Genomic DNA, 16,611 nt, shown 5'->3' on the forward strand with positions numbered 1-16,611 from the left:
AGTGTTATGATGTTGGAGGCGACTCCGAGTCTAGCTCTGCTTTCCCTGCTAAAGATGGCTTTAGCAGGGGAGCACTCATCATATAAAGGTGATTTTTTTTTGCTTTGGGAAAACGCTGTTTTCTCAAAGCTTTTTTGTTTCTTAAAAGCATTGCAGAAGCTTTTCCGGTTTGTTATACTGATTATTAATTGGAATTTTCAGATAATTAAACATCTGAGTTAGTAGAAGGGGGAATTATATGTCGCAAATGTTTGCTTTTTCGTTGCTGATGGTTATTTTATACATTGGTGATGTAGTTTCTATCAAAACAAAAGCTTGGATTCCATCTGTTTTTGTTTGTGGTGTTTTATTTATTCTTGGTTATTGGACTATTTTTCCACAAAATATTGTGGAAGTGGCAGGGATTCCTACAGTGGTTGCCACTTTATTAATGTATCTGTTGATTACTAATATGGGCACTCTGCTCTCTGTTAAAGAATTGGTTAATCAATGGAAAACGATTGTGATTGCTTTGTCAGGTATTCTGGGCATTATTGCCTTGTTATTAGCTGTAGGGACTTTTGTTTTTGACTTAAAAACAGTTTTAGTTGCAATCCCGCCGTTAGTAGGAGGTTTAGTTTCTTCATTAGTAATGTCAGAAGCGGCTCAATCAGCTGGTTTAGCCTCACTTTCGGTTTTGGCAATTTTAATTTATGTCATTCAAGGGTTTGCAGGTTATCCCTTAACTTCAATTGTTCTAAAAAAAGAAGGAAAGCGGAAGCTTCAAGAATATCGAGCAGGGACATGGCAGCCGGTTCATGAACAAGAGGGGCAAGAAACAGGAGCAGAACCAGATGTGCCTAAACTATTTGAAAAAGTACCCAAACGATATCATACAGATTATTCACGAATTTTACGTTTAGCCTTAGTTGCCACACTCGCTTATTATGTTTCTGTGTGGACGGCACCGTTTGTGACGATTAGTCCTTTTGTGCTGTGTTTATGTTTTGGCGTGATTGCAACGTCTTTAGGCTTTTTAGAAAAGCAACCATTACAGAAAGCAAATAGCTTTGGTTTTGCGATTTTAGGGTTAATGCTTTTTGTCTTTGATGGCTTAAAACAAGCCACACCTGAAATGTTGATGGATTTATTTTTACCAATGATTGGGATTATTGTGATTGGTGTTATCGGGATGTACATCTTTTCAGCAATTGTTGGTCGTGTATTAGGTGTGAGTAAAGAGATGGCATTCGCAGTTTCGTTGACAGCTTTATATGGCTTTCCAGCCGATTATATTATTACGAATGAAGTGATTCAATCATTGACAGAAGATGAACAAGAACAGGCGGCTTTAACGAGCCATTTAATGCCACCGATGTTAGTGGCAGGTTTCGTAACAGTCACCATTGTTTCGGTTATTTTAGCGGGTATTTTTTCAAGTATTTTATTAAGTTTGTAGAAACGGGGCGTAAGTATGAAAAAAATCAAAGCACTAGTCAAGCAGCATGTACAAGAAATGATTGCTTTTCGACGGGATTTACACCAACATCCAGAATTACAATTTGAAGAATTTCGAACGACAGGAAAAGTTGCGGCAGTTCTTGATCAATTGGGAATTACTTATCGCAAAACAGAACCGACGGGTTTAATTGCTGAAATTGTGGGCGGCAAACCAGGCCGAGTGGTTGCGCTGCGGGCGGATATGGATGCCTTACCTGTACAGGAATTAAATGAAGATTTAGCTTATAAATCTTTAGAAGCTGGCAAGATGCATGCATGTGGGCATGATTCCCATACGGCGATGTTAGTAACAGCGGCTAAAGTATTAAAAGAAATCCAAGAAGAACTTCAGGGAACAGTAAGGTTAATTTTTCAACCATCTGAAGAAAATGCGCAAGGCGCTAAAGCAATGGTTGCGCAAGGCGCAATGACCGGTGTTGATGATGTATTTGGCTTACATATCTGGTCACAAATGCCTGTAGGAACCGCTTCGTGTCGAGTGGGCTCAAGTTTCGCATCCGCAGATATTTTTTCTGTTGATTTTAAAGGCCGTGGTGGCCATGGTGCCATGCCAAACGCTTGTATTGATGCGGCAGTTATAGCTTCTTCTTTCGTGATGAATCTGCAAACGATTGTTTCTCGGGAGACAGATCCTTTAGATCCAGTAGTTGTCACGATTGGACGGATGGATGTGGGGACCCGTTTTAATGTGATTGCTGAGAATGCACGTTTAGAAGGAACGGTTCGTTGCTTTAGTGTAGCAACGCGTAATCGAGTAGAACAGGCGCTGCAACGCTATGCGGAACAAACAGCCGCTATTTATGGTGGTACGGCTTCGTTAGATTATCAATATGGAACGTTGCCAGTGATTAATGATGAGCAAGATGCCTTGTTTGCTCAAACACTAATTAAGGAAAATTTTGGTGAAGCGGCCTTAAGACAAGAAGAGCCGACAACCGGTGGTGAAGACTTCAGTTATTATACTGAACATGCTTCTGGTTGTTTTGCCTTAGTGGGAAGTGGTAATCCAGAGAAAGATACGGAATGGGCACATCACCATGGTCGTTTTAATATTGATGAAGATGCGATGGCAATGGGTGCTGAGTTATATGCCCAATATGCGTTTGAATATTTGAAGACACATTTCTAAAAGAAAATCAGTAACTTCTTGTTTTATGAGAACAAGAAGTTATTTTTATGAAAAATAGACCTGTCAAGACAGATAAGAGCTCCCATAATGACCGTTCTTTTGGTATAATAAAAAATAGTGTGAAGAATCAGAACAGATGATTGAAAAAACGCTACTTTTTTGGTAGTGTTAGAAAGAATAAATAGATTGAGGGAGTACGCGATGCAACCAATCATTGAACTAAATAATATCCAATTTAATTATCAACCAGAAGATGCTTCTCCCGCTTTAAAAGATGTGTCTTTTTCCATTCAACAAGGCGAATGGGTCGCTATTATTGGCCATAATGGTTCTGGTAAATCAACGTTAGCCAAAACGATCAATGGGCTGTTACTGCCAGCTGCTGGGACTATCAAAGTTGGCGGCAAAGAATTAAATGAAGCAAACGTCTGGGATATCCGGCGTATGGTAGGAATGGTCTTTCAGAATCCAGATAACCAATTTGTCGGTTCAACAGTCGAAGACGATGTGGCTTTTGGTTTAGAAAATCAAGGTATTCCGCGTGATGAAATGGTCGAACGTGTTCACGATGCATTAGAACGGGTTCGTATGTTAGATTTTGCCAAGCGAGAACCTGCTCGGCTATCTGGCGGCCAAAAACAACGAGTAGCTATCGCTGGTGTGGTTGCTTTGCGACCAGATATTATTATTTTAGACGAAGCGACAAGTATGTTAGATCCAGAAGGTCGTGCAGAAGTAATTGCTACCATTCAAAAGATTAAAGAAGAAAGCAATTTAACAGTTATTTCTATTACCCACGATATTGATGAAGCGGCTAATGCGAATCGTATTTTAGTGATGCGCCAAGGACAATTGACAAACGAGGGAACACCAGAAAAGATTTTTTCTGCAGGAGAAGCGCTTGTTGAAATGGGCTTGGATTTACCGTTTCCTGAAAAATTAAAAGTAGCTTTGAAAGAGCGCGGCGTTGTTGTGCCAACGAATTATTTAACAGAAGAAGGGATGGTGGATTGGTTATGGACATCCGTTTTAAACAAGTAGATTTTACTTACCAACCCAATACTCCTTTTGAGCAACGGGCATTATTCGATATTAATTTAACGATTCAAGACGGCTCTTATACAGCGATTGTCGGACATACTGGCAGTGGCAAATCAACGTTATTACAACATTTGAATGCTTTGGTGAAACCAACTAAAGGCCAAGTGACAATTGGAGAGCGTGTGATTACGCCAGAAACTGATAATAAGAATTTAAAACCAATTCGTAAAAAAGTTGGGATCGTTTTTCAATTTCCAGAAGCACAATTGTTTGAAGAAACAGTGGAGCGAGACATCGCTTTCGGACCGAAAAACTTTGGTGTTTCAGACGAAGAAGCGAAAAAATTAGCTAAGAAAATGCTTGATTTAGTCGGCTTAGATGAAAAATACTTACAACATTCTCCGTTTGAGTTATCAGGTGGTCAAATGCGCCGTGTCGCAATTGCTGGTGTGCTAGCGATGGAACCAGAAGTCTTAGTATTAGACGAACCGACTGCTGGTTTGGATCCTAAGGGTCGTAAAGAAATGATGGAGATGTTTAGTCGTCTGCATAAGGAACATAATATGACCATCGTTTTAGTGACACATTTGATGGATGATGTGGCTAATTACGCAGATCATGTGATTGTTTTAGAAAAAGGACAAATCGTCCGAGCGGGAGCACCACAAGAAGTGTTTCAAGAGACACAATGGTTGAAAGAAAAACAATTAGGCGTGCCAACTGCAGCCGAATTTGCTGAAAAATTAGTGGCAAAAGGCTTTTCTTTTGAGCAATTACCATTAACAGCCGATCAATTAGCCGATCAGCTTCTGAAAAAAATGCAGGAAGCAGGTGAGGCAAAATGATGAATAAATTGATTTTTGGGCGCTATATTCCAGGTGATTCTTTTATCCATCGTTTAGATCCGCGCGCAAAATTATTAGCTAGTTTTTATTTTATTGGGATTATCTTTTTAGCAAATAATTGGCAGAGTTATGTTTTAATAGCAGCCTTTACTGCTTTTGCTATTTCATTATCAAAAATCAGCGCCCGCTTCTTTATCCGCGGTGTTCGGCCATTATTATGGCTAATTCTGTTTACTGTGGCTCTTCAAACCTTGTTTACACAAGGGGGCGAAGTGTACTTTCAGTGGGGAATTATTTCCATTACCCAGTTTGGTGTGACGAATGGGCTGTTTATTTTCTGTCGTTTTGTTTTAATTATTTTCATGTCAACGTTATTAACTTTAACGACGGCACCATTAGAGTTATCAGATGCGATTGAATATTTGCTACGCCCACTTCGTGTAGTGAAATTTCCAGTTCATGAAGTTTCATTGATGTTATCAATTGCCTTACGTTTTGTCCCAACATTAATGGATGAAACGGAAAAGATTATGAATGCTCAACGTGCCCGTGGTGTTGATTTTGGTGAAGGAAACTTACTTCAAAAAATGAAAGCTATTGTTCCACTGTTAATTCCGCTTTTCGTAAGTAGTTTTAATCGTGCGGAAGATTTGGCGACTGCCATGGAAGCAAGAGGTTATCAAGGTGGCGAAGGACGGACAAAATACCGCATTCTTCATTGGCACCTACGAGATACAATAGTAATGTTTGGCTTTGTCTTGTTAACCATTGGCTTATTTGTATTAAGAACTTAGAAAAGGTGAAGAAAAATTATGCCCCGCTATAAAGCAATCATTGCCTATGATGGCACTCATTTTCATGGCTTTCAAAAGCAGCCTAATGAGCGTACCGTTCAAGAAGAAATAGAAAAAACGTTAGCACGCATGAATAATGGACACTCCGTGACGGTTTTTGGTTCAGGACGAACAGATGCAGGTGTTCATGCAATGGGCCAAGTGATTCACTTTGATTATCCGCAGGAACGTCCGTTGGAAAAAATGCGCTTTGCGTTAGATACACAAACACCAGAAGACATTGCTGTGCGCAGCGTGGAACGTGTTTCAGAAGACTTTCATGCACGTTATCACGTGATCGAAAAAACCTATCAATTTAAAGTGGATATTGGCAAACCGCGAAGTCCATTTCGACGTTTTTATGCCAGTTATTTTCCGTATCCCATTGATCTCGAAAAAATCCAACAAGCTTTACCTGATTTATTAGGCACCCATGATTTTACCTCTTTCTGTGCCTCAGGAAGTTCGGTAGAAGATAAAATCCGAACTATTCATGAAGCCAGTGTTCATGTCAATGAAACGGGGGATGAATTAACATTCACTTTTCGGGGCGATGGTTTCTTGTACAAAATGATTCGGATTTTAGTTGGTACGCTATTGAAAATCGGCAATGGGCGGCTGGAACCAACCGCGATTCCAGCAATTATCGCAGCCAAAGATCGAAATTTAGCAGGTCCGACTGCTCATCCAGAAGGATTGTATTTAGCAGAAGTGAAATATGAAAACTAAAAAGACGTAGACCTTACAAGAAAAGGTCTGCGTCTTTTTAGTTGCAAAATTTAGATGTATTTAACAGCTGTTCCGTAAGCCACGACAGATTGCATGTCTGTGCCAATTGTGCCAGAATCAAAACGCATCATCACAACGGCATCTGCACCTAATTTAGAGGCTTCTGCTTTTAAACGTTCGATTGCTTGGTCGCGTGCTTCTCGTTGCATATCAGTGTAACCTTTGATTTCACCGCCAACTACGCTTTTTAGTCCAGCACCTAAATCTTTAAACATATTTTTAGAACGTGTGGTTAACCCGAAAACTTCTCCAATAATTTCATATTCTTGACCGCTAATTCTCTCGGTTGTTGTAACTAACATGGGCAATTTCCTCCAGTACTTGTTGGTAACTTCAATTTACCATAGTCAAGAGTTTGGTACAACGAATATACATAAAAACGACACTAGAAAAGATGCGCTTCCGCATTTTTTCTAGTGTCGTTTTGGTAAGAATTAATCAAGAATAGGCTCTTTTTTAGAAATCATGACCCAAACCCAACTAATTAGAAAAGCAACCGTTGCTGGAACGACCCAGCCCATGCCAATAGTGAACAATGGTAAGTATTGGCCGGCTTTTTCTAAAAGCGTTGTTACAAACGCCGTATCTTTGATAAAGGCAGGCGCGCTATTTAATGCATCTAAAACAGCAGCAATCAATGTGATATAGGTCGTTGCTTGATAGACTTCCCGTCGATGTTTGAAAATAGGACTGATGATTACCAAAAGCATTAAAGTAATCGCCAATGGATAAAGGAACATCAAGACTGGAACGGCAAATTGAATGATGTTGGTTAAGCCGACATTTGCAAAAATAGCTGGTAAAATAACAACAATTGCCAAGAATTTTTGATAGGAAACTTTCGGAAACATTTCTTCAAAAGTCTCAGAAAAGGCTGTGCTTAAGCCGATACCGGTTTTTAAACAAGCAAGAACTACGATAAAAGCCAGTAAAATACTCCCTGGTAGGCCTAAATAGTAATTGGCAATTTGAGCTAAGGCAATCCCGCCGTTTTCACTGATTGGAAAAGCCCCGATACTCATTGTTCCCATATAAGCAAGTAAGGTATAGATAATCCCCATCAATACAACACTGAAAGCACCTGATTTAATCATTCCTTTAGCGATATCTCCTGGTTTTTCGATGCCCATATTTCGTAAAGTGGAAACGACAACAATCCCAAAAGCTAATGAAGCTAAAGCATCCAGCGTATTATAACCTTCTGTAAATCCTTTAAAGAAAGGACTTGAAATATAATTTTCACCAACAGCGGCACTGGCCACATGACCTAATGGTTTTACAAAGGCTAAAACAATCAAAATTCCTAGCAATGCTAAAAATAACGGATTTAAAAATTTACCCACATAATCTAAGATTTTACTTGGCTTTCTAGAGAAGAGCCAAACGGCTAAGAAAAATAATGCGGAAAAACCAGCAAGAACCAGCCATTGCAAGTCTTTAGGAACAAATGGTGCAAGACCAATCTCAAAAGAAGTAGTTGCTAACCTTGGTAAAGCAAAGAAAGGACCAATCGTTAAATATAATAGTAAGGTAAAAATAAGAGCATAACGACGATTAATCCGAGAAGCTAAGTCAAAAACACCTGAACTTTTAGAAACACCCATAGCAATGACACCAAGAAAAGGTAAGCCAATTCCAGTGGCTAAGAAGCCCAAGTTTGCTAAAAAGACGGAAGCCCCCGCTTCTTGTCCCATATGTACAGGGAAAATTAAATTTCCGGCACCGAAAAACAAACCGAATAACATTGAACCAACGTATAGATAATCACGCCAAACTAACTTTTTTTGCATAGATTCACACTCCTTAATATTGTCTTATTATTTAAAATAACAGAAGAAGAAACAGAGAGCAACCAGTTTTTATAGAAAACATTGGTTTTCTTATTTTTCTATGAAATAAGCATACTGATAATCATCACAATAGTGTCCATTTATATAAAATTCTTCTTTAAAATGTGCTTCCTGCACAAAACCATGTTTTTCATAGAATCGAATGGCTTCTTGATTGGTAGCCATTACTCGCAAACTCAGCTTATGAATCCCGCTTATCTGAGCCATCTCTTTGACATACGACAACAAAGAACCACCAATCCCTTGACCTTGGAAATCTGGCGAAACGCCAATACTTAGTAGCCATTGCTTTTGATGAGCTGCTAACGAAGTGGGCGGATGGACTTCAATAAATCCAGCAAGTTGTTGTCCGCTGATGGCAACGAAAATCGTTTCATCCTTCATTTTTTCCTGATATGCCGCAAGCGAGAGTGGTTGTATCTCGGCAGGGGTATTCTTTTTTGTCCAAATGATTTGGTCCAAGGCATGTAATGCGGGCCAATCTGCTTCGGCAACTAAGCGAATAGTGAGTGAGGTAGACAAGATAATAGGGCTCCTTTTTCTGAAATTTTAAAATATAAAAAGACTATAGCATTTATTGTCTGAAAATTCAAATACTTTTAAAACGAAAAGAAAAATGGCTGCACCTTTTCGATAAAATCAAAATATGCTACCATAGCTACCAGAGGATAGATGGTAAAAAAGAATCTATCTAAATGGAGGGTATGTTTGTGAAAAAAATGGCAGTATATTGTGGCGCCAGTCTGGGGAATGAGCCAATCTATCAGCAAGCTGCAGTAGCGTTAGCCGCTTGGATGAAAGAAAATCACTATGATCTAGTTTATGGCGGTGGCAATGTTGGTCTAATGGGTACGGTGGCTGACACGCTTTTAGCAGAAGGTGGAGAGGTAATTGGTGTTATGCCCACTTTTTTAATGGAGCGGGAGATTGCACATAATGGCATTACAAAGATGCATACAGTTAGCGATATGCATGCGCGTAAGAAAAAGATGATTGAATTGGCAGATGTGTATTTAGCTTTGCCCGGTGGTCCAGGTACACTCGAAGAAATTAGCGAGGTGATCTCTTGGGGCCGAGTCGGTGAACATATGAATCCTTGTATTTTATACAACGTGAATGGTTACTATGATTTATTAGCTGCTTTTTTTGATAAAATGGTAGAAACTAATTTCTTAACAGCGGCGGATCGAGCTAAAATTTTCATTTCAGATTCCTTAGAAGAAATTGGTGCATTTATTGATTCCTATGAACCGCCAATGATTCGTCAATACAAAAAATAACAAAAGAGGCAGTCACTCTAACCAGAATGACTGCCTCTTTTTTACTAGTTTTTCGTTAAAATCCGATGTAAGAACTCTTTTGTCCGAGCTTCTTTTGGATGGACAAAAATATCTTCAGCGGTCCCTTCTTCGGCAATGACACCTTTATCCATGAAAATAACACGATCGGATACGTCCCGCGCAAATTCCATTTCATGTGTTACAATCACCATTGTTAGCCCTGTATGGGCAAGATTTTTCATCGTTTTTAGCACTTCTCCAACCATTTCAGGATCCAATGCAGAAGTTGGTTCATCGAAAAGTAAAACATCTGGATCCATTGATAATGCTCGAGCAATGGCTACCCGTTGCTTTTGTCCACCAGATAATTGAGCAGGTTTGGCATCAATAAAACGAGCCATGCCAACTTTTTCTAAATTTTCTAAGGCAATTTTTTTGGCTTCTTCTTTGTTTCTTTTTAGGACAGTCATCTGACCAGAAGTACAGTTTTCTAAGACATTCATGTTATTAAATAAATTGAATGATTGGAAAACCATACCTAAATGGGTCCGATATTTGGGCAAACTATAACCACGTTCTAAAACATTTTTACCATTATAGATGATTTTGCCATCTGTTGGTTTTTCTAACAAATTAATACAACGTAGTAACGTTGATTTACCAGAACCAGAAGAACCGATAATGGTGACAACTTCTCCTTTATTGACGTTCATATTGATATCTTTTAATACTTCGTTTTCGCCAAAGCTTTTTCGTAAATGTTCAATTTCAATAATTGCACTCATTTGTTTGCCTCCTAGCTTTCTTTTCCTTCTTCAGTTAATTCTTCTACTTTAACGTAAGCAGAAGGGCCATCCATTTTACGTTCCACAACACGTAAGATTCGTGTGATCACAAAAGTCATTACCAAGTACATGATGCCGACAATTGTAAAGGTTTGGAAGAACTGGAAGTTTGCGCCAGAAGCAGCATTCCCTTGGAAGAATAAATCTGCGACACCGATAACACTTAACACGGCCGTATCTTTGATATTAATGACAAATTCATTCCCTGTTGCAGGTAAAATATTACGTAATACTTGGGGAATAACGACTTTACGCATTGTTTGTCCATGGGTCATCCCAATCGCTTGTGCTGCCTCGAATTGTCCTTTATCCACTGCGAAAATACCTCCGCGAACAATTTCAGACATATAGGCACCAGTATTCACAGAAACGATAAATAGTGCGGCCACTGTTCGGTCTAAAGAGATGCCAAAAGCTAGAGCTAAACCATAGAAAATAACCATTGCTTGAACCATCATTGGTGTACCACGGAAAACTTCAATATAAATAGAAAGAATTAAATTTCCTAATTTTTGGAAGAAACGAGCGACTGGGTTTTCAGAATCTGGAATTGTACGGAAGACACCAATTAGTAAACCAAGGGTTGTTCCGACAACTGTCCCAATTAACGCGATAAATAGCGTTAAACCAGCACCACGTAAAAACATGTCGCCATATTGATTCCAAATATTTTTGAAATCGTTAATAAGTCCTGTTTTTTGTTCATCACTATCTGTTGCTGCAGGTTGATCCTTGATTGCTTGGTCCATAATTTTTGTCCGTTCATCTTGAGAAATACCTGCTAAAATTTTGTTTACTTTTTCAATATCTGGATCGCCTTTACGCATGCCGACTGCTACTTGCGAGTCTTCAGCGCTAGCATCAAAGCCATTTTCTTTTGGAAATTCTAACATTTTTAATTCTTTATTGACACTAGTTGCTGTTATGCCTTCAGGGCGTTCACTAACATACCCATCAATCATGCCAGAAGCAAGTGCTGTTCGCATAGCTGAAAAGTTATCCATTGCTTGCTGTTTATTGACATTTGGAATTTGATCAATTAATCCGTAGTGGAATGTATTTAGTTGAGCCGTAATTTTAGCATCAGCTAAATCTTTCAAGCTTTTTGCATTAGCGTATTTGCCATCTTTTTTAACAATTACGACAAATTGTGATTCATAATAAGGGTTTGTAAAAGCAATTTCTTTTTTTCGTTCAGCGGTTGGGCTCATTCCGGCGATAATGGCATCAATTTTTCCAGATTGTAAGGCGGGCGCCAAGCCATCCCATTTGGTTTGGACGATTACTAATTTACGACCTAAACCATCGGCAATTTTTTTAGAAATTTGAACATCATAGCCGCCTGCATAAGAGTTGCCTTGAATAGGCACTGCGCCATGTGCGTCATTTTTCTGTGACCAGTTAAAAGGGGCGTAGCCAGCTTCCATGCCGACACGAAATTCACCATTTTCCTCCGCCGAAGCGTTGGTTGTCATGCCAAGTAACGAAAATAGCGTGACAAGTAGTAGACTGAATGAAAAAACTTTTTTGTTCATCTTTTTCTCTCCTTTAAATTTCTTGTCTGATTGATCGTTTTGTCTTTTTTCAATCAACAAGCTTTGATAATCAGCTGAGCAAAAGCGATTCTGTCTTTTTAAAGGAGAATACTTCTGTCACAACCTATTTTTGAATACAAAAAAACAACCAAACAGATGTAAGGTTGCTAGGTAATGTCGAAAAAAATTCCTCAACGAAACATAGCACAACTTAGCATCACTACTAAGACAGTCCGCAAGCTCTTAACTTACGTCCCAACACACAACAGAAGAGGCTCCGTTATGCATTTCGGCGATTGATCCTAAACTTGCTTCCCAGTGTCCTCTCACTCCACAAGCGTAATAAAAACCGCGACCTCTACCTCTTTTTTGAGGCACTATTCAGTTATTAAATTCAGTTATTAATTTTAGGATAAATCCAGAAGAAAGTCAATATGTTCCAGCAAAGGAATTTATCAAGAGGACACAAACACCATGAAATTAGCGTAACATTTTCCCTACGAAATAGAAACTAATACGAAAAAAGCAACCATTCCTAAAGGAACAGTTGCTTTTTACTTAAGCTTTGACAGCTTTTGGTTCACGACCTAAAATAGCTTGAAGAACAGTCAATACACCTAAAGAAGCTAAAATTGTATAAATTAGACTTGAGTAAGTTAAGATACCGAAATCCCAAGTTTTGTAAACTAATAAAACAATTGCTAAGGCGATAATAGCGATAACGTTGAAGAACGCAAAAGCCCAAAGATTTCCGTTTTCTTTACGAGAAAGATAAAAAACAGAGAACCAAATGCTTAAAACGCCCCAAGCGATGCAGGCAATAATTGCAGCCCAATAAATAATAAATGCGACCATTGTTGTTTCACCTCACTTTTACTCATGCATATTTTACCACGAGTTGAGAAATTTGTCACAAACTCTTTCAAGATAAATCAATATATAGGTAAGAAGTTTTCAAAAAGTGGAAAAACTTTTGGTGCTAATGTTAAAATACGTTATAATATAGAAGATTAGGAGCTGAATCGATATGCAAGATATCACGCAAGCCGAGGCAATTCATTGGTTGGCAACCCAACAAAAAATCACATTTTTAACAGGTGCGGGTATCTCGACAGCCTCAGGTGTGCCAGATTATCGTTCCTTAAAAGGTGTCTATCAAGGAATCCAGCAACCGGAATACTTATTGAGCCGGACTTGCTTAAAAACAGAGCCAGAAAAGTTTTATCAATTCGTTAAAACGCTCTATCATCCAGACGCACAACCTAATATCATTCACCAGAAAATGGCCCAATTAGAGCAAATGAAACGGGGAAAAATTGTTTCACAAAATATTGATGGGCTTCATCGAAAAGCAGGTAGCCAAGAAGTGGTGGACTTTCATGGTAATTTATATGAATGTTATTGCCAAACTTGTGGTACAACGGTTCCTTGGCAAGACTATTTGCTTAGTGATCGGCACGCTGATTGTCGTGGACAAATCCGTCCAGCTATTACTTTGTATGAAGAAGGACTATCCGAAGAGGCAATTGAAAAAGCCATTCAGGCCGTTGTTTCTGCCGACTTAATCGTGATTGTCGGCACGAGTTTTCAAGTGCATCCATTTTGCGATTTGATTCATTATAAACAACCAACGGCAGCTATTTTAGCTATTAATCAAACGCCGCTATTTTTACAACAACCTTATTATTTTTTAGAAGCGAAAGCCGAAACGATATTTGCAGAATTAACGATAAAGGAGTAACGGAATGGAAGAATTTAAATCAGAAAAAGAAAAAATGATCGCAGGTGCACTATATTTTGCCTCAGATCCTGAATTAGTGGCTGATCGCAAAAAAGCCCGTGAACAAATGGCGTTAATTAACCAACAACCAGACACATATATTCGTCGTCAATTAATAGAAGAAACATTTGGAAAAGTGGGTGTCGGGACGTACATCGAACCGATGATTCAATTTGATTATGGCTACAACATTTCTGTGGGAAAAAATTTCTATGCCAATTTTAATAACGTTTTTTTAGATGTTTGTCCAATCGAAATTGGCGATAACTGTATGTTTGGACCCAATGTGCAACTTTATACAGCCGAGCATCCATTACAAGCAGCCAAGCGTAATAGCGGAATGGAATCAGGGAAACGAATTATCATTGGCAACAATGTTTGGATTGACGGTGGAGCGATTGTCCTTCCTGGCGTAACATTAGGCGATAATGTAGTGGTGGCAGCAGGTGCTGTTGTGACTAAATCGTTCCCAGAAAACTGTGTGATCGCAGGTAATCCAGCACGGATAATTAAAGAATTGACTGAAGATGACGCCCCAACAACTTCTTTAGAACAACAACGAGCAAAGATTAACCAAATCGATAAGGAACTGGTCCGTTTATTAGAACAGCGGATGGACGTCGTCGCAGAGATTGCTGCAGTGAAAAAGAAAGCAGGTCATGCGGTTTTTGATTCTGAAAGAGAACAACAAGTATTAGAAACTATTCTGAATCATGTTGAAAATGCCGAGTATGAAGAAACATTATCTGAGACTTTCCAGGGAATTATGGACGCCTCTAAACGTTTCCAAGAAAAACATTTAGGAGAGTGAGGCGAAGGTCGTGGATGGAGAAATCAGAAGAAGAGAGATTGTTAAAAGATTAAGAGAGACCGAAAAGCCAATTAGTGCCACTCGTTTTGCAAAAGCTTTTGATGTCAGCAGACAAATTATTGTAGGAGATGTCGCTCTATTACGGGCGACAGGGGTCGAAATTGTCGCAACAGCTCGAGGGTATATGTTGGAACAACCTTTAGAAGGAATTGAACGGAAAATTGCTTGTCAACATACACCTGAACAAACGAGAGAAGAATTGTCAGTCATTGTTGCCAAAGGTGGAGAAGTGGTAGATGTGAGTATTGCACATCCGCTTTATGGGGAATTAATCGGCAGTTTGCGCATTCAATCAGAGAAAGATATTGATAAATTTATGGACAAGTATCAAAAAGAGCATGCTACATTACTATCAGTTTTAACAGGAGGCGTCCATCTGCATACTATTCGCTGTGCAGACGAAGAAACTTTCCAAGAAATCAAAGAGGCACTTCGAAAAAAAAGTATTTTGTTTGAAGGATAACGAGAAAAAGAGAGGACGTTGATGTTTGTTCAAGCCCTTTCTTTTTTTTCTTAGAAAATTACCAAAAAAAGATAGAAGAATTTGTGAATTTTCTTCTATTTTTTCAACTTTTTGCTAGAAATTTTTTATGAAACAGTATACTATTAAAAAAGGAGCCATTTAAACAATAACTATGTCAATTATTATGTTGGTACATAAAAATAAATGGAGAAAAATAAAAAAGGAGAATGAGTATGAAAAAACAATTTGCCATGTTCTCTACCTTATTACTTTTAGGTTCATCAATGCCAGTAGGCGCATTTGCAGAAGGTAATAACTTGGTAGCTGAAAATAGTTCTGTTGCAGAAACAACCCCAGAAGCAACAACTGCTGAAGACACTGAAACGACAGCGACTAGTGAAACAACAGAAGCGACAGAAGAATCAACAACTGAAACAGAAAGTTCAACCGAATCAAGTGAATCTACAACCACGGAGTCCACGGAAACGTCAGGAACCGAAACGACAGATTCCACAACGGATTCAACATCCACAAGTACGACAGAATCGACTACTGACTCCACCTCAACGAGTACAACAGAGTCAACCACAGATTCTACGTCAACAAGTACAACTGAATCAAGTACCACGCCGACGACCACACCAAGTTCTTCTAAAGAACAGCCAAAACCTGGCACGAGTACTTCTGAATCAAAACAGCCGGCGAAACCAGTGACACCAACAGCGCCAGCTGAAAAGCCAGTAGAACAACCAGCAGCGTCAACACCGCAGCCCGAAATAGTCCCACCAGTTACAAATGAAACGGTTGGGTTAGTGGAAGACGATGAGACGTTTACGGTCAGCAAAACGAAGAAGACAGAAGAGTTTATTCAAGAAATCGGTGAATCTGCTCGGAAAGTGGCCAAGGACAAAAACTTATATGCTAGTGTGATGATTGCTCAAGCAATTTTAGAAAGTGGCAGCGGCAATAGTAAATTAAGCCAGAAACCAAACTACAATTTGTTTGGTATTAAAGGCGATTACAAAGGTCAATCTGTTTCTTTTATTACCTATGAAGACAATGGTTTCGGTAACCTATACACAGTAGAAGCAAAATTCCGTCAATATCCAACGTATAAAGAATCAATGGAAGATTATGCGAAATTATTGAAAAATGGTTTAGATTCCAATAAAGATTTCTATCATGGTGTCTGGAAAACGGAAGCCAAATCATACAAAGAAGCGACACGTTTCCTAACAGGAAAATACGCAACGGACAAAGATTACCATAAGAAATTAAATGCGTTAATTAAAACATACGATTTAACTTATTATGATAAAGAAAAAGCAACCGTTGAACCAATGGAATCAAATTTCCCAGCCTATAATGGCAAAAACTATGACACCTTTAATAGTTATGCTTGGGGCAACTGTACACAATATGTTTACAACCGTATTACGCAATTAGGTAAACGTGTGGACTTAACAATGGGGAATGGTCAAGATTGGGGCGAAACAGGTCGTGCACGCGGGTACAAAGTAAGTCGTACACCAAAAGCAGGCGCAGCGGTTTCCTTCCCAGCTGGCGTTTTAGGCGCAGACAATACTTATGGTCATGTCGCATTTGTGGAAAAAGTCTTTAAAGATGGTAGCATCTTAATTTCTGAAATGAACGTGAAGGGATTAAACGTTGTTTCGACACGTACAATCTCAGCCGATGAAACACATTTAATGAACTATATCGTTCCAAAAGATAAATAAAAAAATCAGCTCTTTGTCAATAAGAACGAATGAGTTGGAAAAATCAAAGCTAGCACTGAAGAAGCAATTTTAATTCTTCAGTGCTAGCTTTTTTTGTGGCAAAAGTTCTCT

The 16,611-nt window shown here is 38.9% G+C and carries 18 protein-coding genes and 1 riboswitch; of the genes, 12 read left to right on the forward strand and 6 right to left on the reverse strand.

The window, feature by feature from the left end:
- Positions 1–9 precede the first annotated feature (9 nt).
- From IGJ20_RS00910 to truA, 7 genes are all read left to right on the forward strand, one after another.
- Positions 10–222 carry a hypothetical protein gene (locus tag IGJ20_RS00910; RefSeq protein WP_002387511.1) on the forward strand — a complete coding sequence of 71 codons (213 nt, stop codon included), beginning with the start codon at positions 10–12 and terminating at the stop codon, positions 220–222.
- A gap of 16 nt (positions 223–238) precedes the next feature.
- Positions 239–1,438 (forward strand): DUF819 family protein, encoded by a 1,200-nt coding sequence (locus tag IGJ20_RS00915; protein ID WP_002356229.1) that lies wholly within the window; start codon positions 239–241, stop codon positions 1,436–1,438.
- Positions 1,439–1,453: 15 nt separating this feature from the next.
- On the forward strand, positions 1,454–2,629 hold the full coding sequence (locus IGJ20_RS00920; protein ID WP_202522275.1) for a M20 family metallopeptidase: 1,176 nt from the start codon (positions 1,454–1,456) through the stop codon (positions 2,627–2,629).
- Positions 2,630–2,830: 201 nt separating this feature from the next.
- The gene (locus IGJ20_RS00925) at positions 2,831–3,670 is read left to right on the forward strand and encodes an energy-coupling factor ABC transporter ATP-binding protein (RefSeq protein ID WP_002359354.1); all 840 of its coding nucleotides are present in this window, start codon (positions 2,831–2,833) and stop codon (positions 3,668–3,670) included.
- Complete coding sequence (locus tag IGJ20_RS00930; protein WP_002381364.1) at positions 3,646–4,515, forward strand: energy-coupling factor ABC transporter ATP-binding protein; 870 nt, start codon at positions 3,646–3,648, stop codon at positions 4,513–4,515. Before IGJ20_RS00925 ends, IGJ20_RS00930 begins: the two co-directional genes overlap by 25 nt.
- On the forward strand, positions 4,512–5,309 hold the full coding sequence (locus IGJ20_RS00935; protein ID WP_002373841.1) for an energy-coupling factor transporter transmembrane component T family protein: 798 nt from the start codon (positions 4,512–4,514) through the stop codon (positions 5,307–5,309). The genes IGJ20_RS00930 and IGJ20_RS00935 overlap by 4 nt, the downstream gene beginning before the upstream one ends.
- A gap of 18 nt (positions 5,310–5,327) precedes the next feature.
- Positions 5,328–6,077 carry a tRNA pseudouridine(38-40) synthase TruA gene (gene truA, locus IGJ20_RS00940; protein ID WP_002364524.1) on the forward strand — a complete coding sequence of 250 codons (750 nt, stop codon included), beginning with the start codon at positions 5,328–5,330 and terminating at the stop codon, positions 6,075–6,077.
- A 50-nt stretch (positions 6,078–6,127) separates the two neighbouring features.
- Here truA and IGJ20_RS00945 read toward each other — a convergent pair whose 3' ends face one another.
- The 3 genes from IGJ20_RS00945 to IGJ20_RS00955 all read right to left on the reverse strand — a co-directional run bounded on the left by IGJ20_RS00945 (position 6,128) and on the right by IGJ20_RS00955 (position 8,509).
- Positions 6,128–6,439 (reverse strand): heavy metal-binding domain-containing protein, encoded by a 312-nt coding sequence (locus IGJ20_RS00945; protein WP_002381365.1) that lies wholly within the window; start codon positions 6,437–6,439, stop codon positions 6,128–6,130.
- Positions 6,440–6,571: 132 nt separating this feature from the next.
- A complete protein-coding gene (gene brnQ, locus IGJ20_RS00950) occupies positions 6,572–7,927 on the reverse strand; it encodes a branched-chain amino acid transport system II carrier protein (RefSeq protein ID WP_202522276.1) in 1,356 nt (451 codons plus the stop codon).
- Between the two features lie 90 nt (positions 7,928–8,017).
- A complete protein-coding gene (locus tag IGJ20_RS00955) occupies positions 8,018–8,509 on the reverse strand; it encodes a GNAT family N-acetyltransferase (RefSeq protein ID WP_002376398.1) in 492 nt (163 codons plus the stop codon).
- 173 nt (positions 8,510–8,682) lie between these two features.
- Here IGJ20_RS00955 and IGJ20_RS00960 point away from each other — a divergent pair, with 173 nt between their 5' ends.
- Positions 8,683–9,267 (forward strand): TIGR00730 family Rossman fold protein, encoded by a 585-nt coding sequence (locus IGJ20_RS00960; protein WP_002394583.1) that lies wholly within the window; start codon positions 8,683–8,685, stop codon positions 9,265–9,267.
- A 44-nt stretch (positions 9,268–9,311) separates the two neighbouring features.
- Here IGJ20_RS00960 and IGJ20_RS00965 read toward each other — a convergent pair whose 3' ends face one another.
- From IGJ20_RS00965 to IGJ20_RS00975, 3 genes are all read right to left on the reverse strand, one after another.
- The gene (locus tag IGJ20_RS00965) at positions 9,312–10,052 is read right to left on the reverse strand and encodes an amino acid ABC transporter ATP-binding protein (protein ID WP_002356242.1); all 741 of its coding nucleotides are present in this window, start codon (positions 10,050–10,052) and stop codon (positions 9,312–9,314) included.
- Between the two features lie 11 nt (positions 10,053–10,063).
- Positions 10,064–11,647, reverse strand: a complete 1,584-nt coding sequence (locus IGJ20_RS00970; RefSeq protein ID WP_002381368.1) for an ABC transporter substrate-binding protein/permease — start codon at positions 11,645–11,647, stop codon at positions 10,064–10,066.
- A 194-nt stretch (positions 11,648–11,841) separates the two neighbouring features.
- Positions 11,842–12,016, reverse strand: a riboswitch (Lysine riboswitch).
- A 189-nt stretch (positions 12,017–12,205) separates the two neighbouring features.
- Positions 12,206–12,502 (reverse strand): hypothetical protein, encoded by a 297-nt coding sequence (locus IGJ20_RS00975; RefSeq protein ID WP_002356244.1) that lies wholly within the window; start codon positions 12,500–12,502, stop codon positions 12,206–12,208.
- 172 nt (positions 12,503–12,674) lie between these two features.
- Between IGJ20_RS00975 and IGJ20_RS00980 the strand changes: the two genes are divergently transcribed.
- From IGJ20_RS00980 to IGJ20_RS00995, 4 genes are all read left to right on the forward strand, one after another.
- On the forward strand, positions 12,675–13,388 hold the full coding sequence (locus IGJ20_RS00980; protein ID WP_086317586.1) for an NAD-dependent protein deacylase: 714 nt from the start codon (positions 12,675–12,677) through the stop codon (positions 13,386–13,388).
- A gap of 4 nt (positions 13,389–13,392) precedes the next feature.
- Positions 13,393–14,238: a chorismate mutase gene (locus IGJ20_RS00985; protein ID WP_202522277.1), complete on the forward strand. Its 846-nt coding sequence runs from the start codon at positions 13,393–13,395 to the stop codon at positions 14,236–14,238.
- A 10-nt stretch (positions 14,239–14,248) separates the two neighbouring features.
- Positions 14,249–14,761 carry a transcription repressor NadR gene (locus tag IGJ20_RS00990; protein WP_002356248.1) on the forward strand — a complete coding sequence of 171 codons (513 nt, stop codon included), beginning with the start codon at positions 14,249–14,251 and terminating at the stop codon, positions 14,759–14,761.
- A 227-nt stretch (positions 14,762–14,988) separates the two neighbouring features.
- Complete coding sequence (locus tag IGJ20_RS00995; RefSeq protein ID WP_202522278.1) at positions 14,989–16,500, forward strand: glucosaminidase domain-containing protein; 1,512 nt, start codon at positions 14,989–14,991, stop codon at positions 16,498–16,500.
- Positions 16,501–16,611 lie beyond the last annotated feature (111 nt).

The organism is Enterococcus sp. DIV0294, from assembly GCF_050558155.1.
GTDB classification, from domain to species: Bacteria; Bacillota; Bacilli; order Lactobacillales; family Enterococcaceae; genus Enterococcus; species Enterococcus faecalis.